This window comes from Gordonia sp. UBA7599 (assembly GCA_002477755.1).
In the GTDB taxonomy this organism is placed as follows: Bacteria; Actinomycetota; Actinomycetes; order Mycobacteriales; family Mycobacteriaceae; genus Gordonia.
Genome location: DLKD01000106.1, coordinates 1 through 7376 on the forward strand (window position 1 = coordinate 1; position 7376 = coordinate 7376).

General features: G+C 67.9%; 7 protein-coding genes. 2 read left to right on the forward strand and 5 right to left on the reverse strand.

The window, feature by feature from the left end; genetic code table 11:
• The 5 genes from B4L26_RS12150 to B4L26_RS12170 all read right to left on the reverse strand — a co-directional run.
• Positions 1–1011, reverse strand: a 1011-nt coding sequence (locus B4L26_RS12150) for an AAA family ATPase (RefSeq protein WP_290719120.1), incomplete at its 3' end; no start/stop codon positions are given.
• Positions 1008–2216, reverse strand: a complete 1209-nt coding sequence (locus B4L26_RS12155) for a metallophosphoesterase family protein (RefSeq protein WP_290719121.1) — start codon at positions 2214–2216, stop codon at positions 1008–1010. The genes B4L26_RS12155 and B4L26_RS12150, both read right to left, overlap by 4 nt.
• A gap of 120 nt (positions 2217–2336) precedes the next feature.
• A complete protein-coding gene (gene rarD / locus B4L26_RS12160; RefSeq protein ID WP_290719122.1) occupies positions 2337–3251 on the reverse strand; it encodes an EamA family transporter RarD in 915 nt (304 codons plus the stop codon).
• Positions 3251–4759: an MFS transporter gene (locus B4L26_RS12165; RefSeq protein ID WP_409563476.1), complete on the reverse strand. Its 1509-nt coding sequence runs from the start codon at positions 4757–4759 to the stop codon at positions 3251–3253. The genes rarD and B4L26_RS12165 overlap by 1 nt, the downstream gene beginning before the upstream one ends.
• Positions 4756–5391 carry a PadR family transcriptional regulator gene (locus B4L26_RS12170; protein WP_290719123.1) on the reverse strand — a complete coding sequence of 212 codons (636 nt, stop codon included), beginning with the start codon at positions 5389–5391 and terminating at the stop codon, positions 4756–4758. Before B4L26_RS12170 ends, B4L26_RS12165 begins: the two co-directional genes overlap by 4 nt.
• Positions 5392–5601: 210 nt before the next feature.
• On the opposite strand from B4L26_RS12170, the gene B4L26_RS12175 reads away from it, so the two are divergent.
• Together B4L26_RS12175 and B4L26_RS12180 are read left to right on the forward strand one after the other, a co-directional pair.
• Positions 5602–6639 (forward strand): glutathione S-transferase family protein, encoded by a 1038-nt coding sequence (locus tag B4L26_RS12175; RefSeq protein WP_290719124.1) that lies wholly within the window; start codon positions 5602–5604, stop codon positions 6637–6639.
• Positions 6632–7376 (forward strand): hypothetical protein (locus B4L26_RS12180; protein WP_290719125.1); only part of this gene is annotated, 745 nt, incomplete at its 3' end. The genes B4L26_RS12175 and B4L26_RS12180, both read left to right, overlap by 8 nt.

A 7376-nucleotide genomic window follows, 5' to 3' on the forward strand; every position in this document is an offset into this window, starting at 1 on the left:
CGCGGCCTCGTGCTGCTTCTCCTGTTCGTGCGCCAGCGCACCGGCGGCTTGGGCCTGCGCGCGTGCGCGCGTCGCCACGGACCGCTCGCCGCGCAGCGCGTCGATCTTCGCCGTTGTCGCACGCCGGAGATCGCGCTCGGTGGTCCACTTCTCGTCGCGCAACCGGGCAGCCTCGGCCTCCGCCTGGGCTTTCGCGAACCGGTCACGGATCTCGTAGGCCTTGGCCCGGGCGGTCTCGGCCTCTTCGACGCGGACCTTGAGTTCGTCGGCCGCCACCGTCAACCGCCGCCGCTGCGCGCTGGCCTGCTCGATGATCGCGACGTCGGCATCGATGGCCGCCACCGCAGCCTCCAGCTCGGCGAGGGCCTTGCGGGCACTGCCCTCCCGCGCTTGCGCCAGCGCCAGCTCACCGGTGGGTTGCCCACGGCCCGGCGTGTAATACCGCGCGTACTCCGCCTCGACGACGGTCAGCAGGTCGTCGTCATCGGTGTCGGCGCTCTCGCCGTTGGCACTGCATCCGTCCCGGTCGGCGACGGCCCGGTCCAGCGCTCTTGTCACCGAGGCACTCTTCCCCAGCGCGACCGACGCTTCGGCGCTGCCCTGGACGACGCGGGAGGCCTGCAACAGAGCGAGGTCGACGGCCTGCGCAAGGATCGACAGGACGCGATCATGCGCCAGTTTGCCGGTCAGTTGTTCCGGTTTGGGCTGCGACACCCGCAGCGTCGTCGACGGCGCCTTGTTGAACACCTTCGTGTAGGTGAACCGCCACTGTCCGCAACTGATCTCGGCTTCGACCTCGGTCCCGACATCGTGCCCGGATGGCTGCACGGCAGCCACCCTCCGGCTCTTCGACGACGACGGCACCTCCAGCAGCAGGTCCAGAGCCTCCACCATCGAGGACTTCCCCGCCTCATTCGCGCCGGACACCACGGTCACGCCGCGCTCGGCGAAGACGCATTCCCGCTCGGTGATGCCGCGGAAGTTGCGCAGACGCAAACGGTGCAGTTTCACCGGTCTCCCCCACCCGCCAGCCGGCCCAGCAGCGCGAGTGCGTCACGTGCCACCGCGGCATCCGCGTCACCGGAACCGGCGAGCGCGACCAGTTCGTCGGCGGCCTCCGCGGCGTACCCGCGCAGACCCAGTCCGGCGATATCGGCGGGGTCCGCGACCACACGTAGATCGTCGTGGGAGTCCCAGCGCACGAGTGCGGCGAACCGATCCGATGACTCGTCGAGCAGGTCGGTCAACCCGGCATGGTCACCGACCGACAGGCTTCCGACCAACCCGAGGCGGACCACGGTCGTCGGCTTCGCGGGAATCGCCTCCAGTCGTGCGGCGAGCGCATCGACGTCGGCGGCGGAGTCGACATCGGCAGTCATCGAATGGAACCGCCAGCGCCCCACCGGGTGCGCGGTCACCGTTGCCGTCCGCTGGGTGCCGCGCGTCAGTGTGACTGCCAGTACCTCGCCGGGCCGGCACTCCACGTCGTCGAAGTTCGTCGTCTCGTGCGCGCCGGAGTACCAGATGCGCCCGGTGGATCCGAGGTCGGTGACCGAGTGCCGGTCCCCCAATGCGACGAAGTCGATGATCTCGTCGCGCACCGCCGCCTCCAACGGGTCGACGGCGAGGATCGCCGGATCCGAGCCGGGTGACAGGCGGTCGGTGCCACCGTGGCCTGCGACGATACGAATTCGATCACCGGCGCGCAGCCGGGCGACCTGCTCGGCGACGAGGTCGTTCGTCGGCGATTTCGTCGGCCACGGTGCCACGACGAGATCCACGCCGTCGGCGACTTCACGAACCCCCGGCGTCGACAAGACGGTGACGTTGCCCGGGCACCCGCGGACGAACGCCTCGGAGCGGTAGATGCTCGCCGCGTCGAACGGGTCGTGATTGCCCGGCATCAGGTAGACGGGGACGGTGAAACCAGCCATCCGGTCCAGTGCCTGCCGCACGATCCGCGCCGACACGCGGTGGTCCTCAAAGACGTCGCCGCAGACCACGACGAACTCGGCGCCGACGTCTGCAGCGACCACACCGATCCGTTCGACCGCGGCGAGGCGGGCGGCGGTGAAGAGCTCCTGCGCATCGCGCGGAAGGAAGTGACGCGTCATCCCGAGCTGCCAGTCAGCGGTGTGGACGAAGGTGACCACGCGCTCAGGCACAGGGGCGCCCGTCGGGTCGGCGGGTACGTCGTCAAACAGCGCTATCGTCATCGTCCCCCCTTCGCATCGGTCGTCGCTGAGCATGTGGGTCCAACCCCATCGATCGCAATCGTAGGAGGGCGGCCGGACAAAGCACGGGAGGCGAGCCGGGTAGCGCCTGAACTCGCCCGCCTACCGTTGCGAACCGGACACGTGCGCAGCGCGTACTGCACGCAGCGAGTCCACGGTCAGCACCCCCAGTGCCAGCCACACCAACCCGAACCCCATCCAACGCACCGCCGGCATGTGTTCGCCGAGCACCACCACGGCGATCAGCAGCTGCAAAACCGGCGTCAGATACTGGAGCAGCCCGAGGATCGAGAGCGGCACCCGCCGCGCCGCGGCGGCGAAGAACAGCAGCGGCACCACCGTGATCGCTCCGCACAGGATGAGAAGCGTCGTGATGTCGGCCCCCTCAGAGAGAAAGTGCCCCTCTCCCCGCGCCTGCAGCCACACCACGAACACGGCCGCCGCGGGCGCCAGCGCAACAGTCTCGACAGTCAGCCCGGTCAGCGCCGACACCGATTCCCCCACCGTCTTCTTGATCAGACCGTAGAGACCGAACGTGATTGCGAGGCTCAAACTGATCCACGGTAGGCCGCCATACCCGAGGGTGAGCACCAGCACCGCGAGGCCGCCGAGACCCAGCGCCACCCATTGCGCCCGGCGCAACCGCTCATGCAGAACACCGACCGCCAGCAGCACCGTGACCAGCGGATTGATGAAGTACCCCAGACTTGCCTGGTTCACCTCGCCGACGCTGACCGAGTAGACGTAGATACCCCAGTTCGCAGCGAGGAACACCGCACCCAGCGCGAGGAGTCCCCCCACCCGCCAGGTTGCCGCCGACCACACCTGCCGCCACTGGCGGGTGAGTGCCACCGCGACGAGACACACCACCAGCGACCACAGCACCCGGTGGGCGACGATCTCGATGGGCGGTACGCCGTCGAGCAGCACGAAGTAGAGAGGGAACGCCCCCCACAACGCATAGGCGGCGATCCCATAGCCGATCCCGGTGCCGACACCAGATCGCGGCCCGCTCACTACGTTCCCGGCGCCTCAGGTGCCTTCAGGGGGACCAACAGCAGCGCGACGGCCGCAGCCGCGAAGACCACTCCGGCCGCCAGGAAGATCGAGTGGCCCATCGCCACCGAGAACCCCTGGTGCATCGGCTCGGGCAGTTCGGCTGCCGCACTTGCGGCATGCTCCTGCGCCCTGCCCATGTCGAACCCGGGGAATTCGTGCCGCAACAGCGCCTGCATGAGCGCGCCGACACCGGCACTACCCAGCACCGAGCCGACCACTCGCGTCGTGTTGTACACGCCCGCACCGGCCCCGGCCTGGTGCCACGGCAGGTTGCGGGTGGCTGTCGCTCCGAGCGGCGCCCAGATACCCGCACCGGCGACACCCATGAGGATCGTCGGGATCAGAAGCTGCCACACCGGCGTCGCCGGACGGTTGATGACGGCCATGATGCACAGCGCGACGCCATTGAGGAACAACGCGGTCGCAATAATCGACCTCGGGTGGACCCGGTCGGCGAGCCGGCCGATGACCGGTGCGAGGATGCCGCTGACTACCGCCATCGGCACCATCGTCAGCGCCGAGCGCGTCGGCGACATCCCGCCGACGAGCTGCAGGAAGAACATGATCGGAATCATGATCCCGGTGATCGCGAATCCCTGCGCGAAGATTCCGACGTTGGAGACCCAGTAGTTGCGGTCGGCGAACAGTGAGAGTGGCACCAGTGCCTCACCGCGGTAGCGCGCCTCCCAGAGCACGAACAGCACCATGAATAGGACGCCGACGCCGATCATCGCCCAGATCCACGCCGCCCAGTCGTACTTCTCGCCGTCCTGGATTGCGAAGACCATCGCGGCCAGGCCGATGCCGGAGAGGACGACGCCGATCCAGTCGAATTTGTGGTCGTGAGTCGTCACGCGGGGCACGAAGACCTGCGCCGCGACCAGCCCGATGATGCCGACGGGTAGGTTGATCAGGAAGATCCACTTCCAGCCGAAATTGTCGGTCAGTACCCCGCCGAGCAGCGGGCCGACCATCGTCGCCACACCGGCGACGATGCCCCACACGCCCATGGCAGCGCCACGTCGTTCGGTCGGGAAGATGCGGGTCACGATCGCCATCGTCTGCGGCGTGATCAGAGCGGCTCCGATGCCCTGGACGGCCCGCGCGGCGATCAGCATGCCGATCGACGTCGAGAATGCGCACCAGACACTCGCTGCAGTGAAGATCACCAGACCGATCTGGAAGATCAGCTTGGGGCCGAACTTGTCGCCCAGGCGCCCGGCCACCAGTAGCGGCACCGCATAGGTCAGCAGGTACACACTCGTCACCCAGATGATCGAGTTGAAGTCGGCACCCAACGCCCGCTGGATGGCCGGCTGGGCGACCGCGACGATGGTCATGTCGACCAAGATCATGAAGAAGCCGATACACATGGCCAGCATCGCGTACCAGGGGTTCTTGCCCTGCCCCTCCGGCGCGGGTGCCCCGGTGGGACCGCGGTGCGCCGCGTTGTCGGTAGTCGTCATGGGATTAGCTCCGTCCAATCGGTGGTGAAGTTCTTATCGGCCAGCACTTCGTCGAGCCAGGCGATGTCGTTGCAGTCAATTCGGTTGATCAAGTCGTCGAGCCAGGCGAGCTGCGCGGTCAACGTGGCGACACGCATCCCGCCGTCGAGTCGGAAGATCTCCGGTACACCCGCCGCCGCGGTTTTGTCGATGAGAGCGGCCATGGTGTCGAGTTCATCGGCCATCGCGACGCGGCGGACCCGCAGCAGGCGGGCCGCCTCCTCGCGCGGCAGCTCGTGCGCCTGGGCCAGCGCGAGGTAGAGCTGGGGATACTCGACGGGGTGGTCGGCTAGCAACTCCTCGGCCGTCTCCCTGTGCACCCGACGGCCGACCTCGGTGAGCTCGTAGACGGTCCGCTCGGGCCGGTTGCCCTCCCGCTGGACGTCGCGCACGGACAGCAGACCCTCGTCGAGCATCCGTGCAACGGTGTTGTAGATCGTCGTCGTGCGGACCTTGACGAGGCGGTCCATGTGGCGCGTGACCGCGAGCTGAGCCATCTCGTAGGGGTGCATCGGCCGCTCGAAAAGCATGCTGAGGACGAGCAGGTCCAGAGGCCTGCGACCGCTGCGCCCGATCCCCATGACGGTGTCCATCCTCCCGATCCGCCGAATATTCTCAGCAGAATATTCGCGCCCGAATATATGCCGGACCAATCACCCTGTCAACGGCAAACCGCAGCCGCCATCTGGCGCCCACTAGCCTGGACACGAGGGTGTGCCGGCGGTCACACGGTTCGCGGGAATCCGATCGCCGCGCCCCGACGTTGGTGCAGTGTTGCGACGAAGAAGAAACGGAGGCCGCCCGTGGAAGACGACGAGTCCGTGCAGGGCAGCTATGTGACGACCGGTGAGGAATACGTCCGCGACACCCGCTACATCGAAACCCGGATCACCGCCGACGGGCGCGACGGCTACCCCGTCGAGCCGGGCCGCTATCGCCTCGTCGCAGCGCGTGCCTGCCCGTGGGCGAACCGCACCCTCATCGTGCGGCGCCTTCTGGGGCTCGAGGACGCGATCTCGTTGGGCCTGTGCGGCCCGACCCATGACGCCGACTCCTGGACCTTCGACCTCGACCCGGGCGGGGTCGACCCCGTCTTGGGGATCCCCCGCCTGAAGGACGCGTACGAGAAGCGCTTCCCCGGCTACCCGAAGGGCATCACCGTCCCGGCGATGGTCGACACCCGTGACGGCGCCGTGGTGACCAACGACTTCGCGCAGATGACCCTCGACTTCTCCACCGAGTGGACGGAGTACCAGCGCGACGAGGCTCCGGCCCTGTATCCGGAGCACCTGCGCGACGAAATCGACGAGCTCAACGCGATGGTCTTCACCGAGGTCAACAACGGCGTGTACCGCTGTGGTTTCGCGGGCAGCCAAGACGCCTACGACAAGGCTTACGACCGCCTCTTCGCCGGCCTCGACCAGTTGGAGGATCGCCTTACCGATCATCGCTACCTCGTCGGCGACACCATCACCGAGGCCGACGTTCGGCTCTTCACCACGCTGGCGAGGTTCGACCCCGTCTACCATGGCCACTTCAAGGCCAACCGCAACCTACTCGCACAGATGCCCGCCCTGTGGGCCTACGCCCGCGATCTGTTCGCGACCCCCGGATTCGGCGACACCGTCGACTTCACCCAGATCAAGCAGCACTACTACCTTGTCCATCGCGACATCAATCCCACCGGCATCGTGCCGAAGGGGCCGGACCTGCGGGGGTGGCGCGCCGCCCACCACCGCGAACAACTCGGCGGCCGACCGTTTGGGGACGGAACGCCGCCGCCACCACCACGACCCGACGAGGTCGTCGTGCAAGAGAATGGGGTACCCACCGATGGCTGATCGAAACAAAGCGCTCCCCGCACCCGGCGGTGCGACCGGCGCCGAGGGCTTCGAACACCCGCGCCCACCGGAGCAGGCCATTGGCGCTGCCGACAAGCTGCTGCGCAAGGCCCAGCGACTGCAGGGCCCCGCAGTGGCGCGCTACGTCGAGAAGATCCGGGCGTCGCACCCAGACGAGACGCCTGAGCAGATCATCCGACGTCTCGAGAAGCAGTACCTGGTGACGGTCACCAGCAGCGGCGGTGCGGTCGGCGCCACCGCAGCCTTCCCCGGCGTCGGCACCATGGCGGCGCTCTCGGCCGTCGCCGGCGAGTCGCTGTTCTTCCTCGAGGCCTCGGCGCTGCTGGCGCTCGCCGTCGCCGAGGTCCATGGCATCGATCCCGCGGACCAGCAGCGGCGCGAATCGCTAGTCCTGGCCGTCGCGCTCGGCGAGGAAGGCGTGACCGCGCTGGGCAAGATGCTCGGCGGCGGGCGCTCCACCGCGCTCAAGCAGTTGTCGTCCTCGGTGATCCCGACGCCGAACCTGTCGTCGTTCAACACCAAGATGCTGAACAAGGTCATCAAGAAGTTCACCTTCAAGCGGGCGCCGATGGTCGTGGGCAAACTGCTGCCGATGGGCATCGGCGCCGGCATCGGAGCCGTCGGCAACCGGACGCTCGGCAAGAGGATCGTCAAAAACAGCCGGGAGGCATTCGGCCCGGCGCCGCGCTACTGGTCCGGTCCGCGCGTCATCGACG

Bases quoted from the DNA above. Each gene is read 5' to 3' on its own strand.
- B4L26_RS12155 (WP_290719121.1), bottom strand. From the start codon at position 2,216: ATGACGATAGCGCTGTTTGACGACGTACCCGCCGACCCGACGGGCGCC.
- B4L26_RS12165 (WP_409563476.1), bottom strand. From the start codon at position 4,759: ATGACGACTACCGACAACGCGGCGCACCGCGGTCCCACCGGGGCACCC.
- B4L26_RS12170 (WP_290719123.1), bottom strand. From the start codon at position 5,391: ATGGACACCGTCATGGGGATCGGGCGCAGCGGTCGCAGGCCTCTGGAC.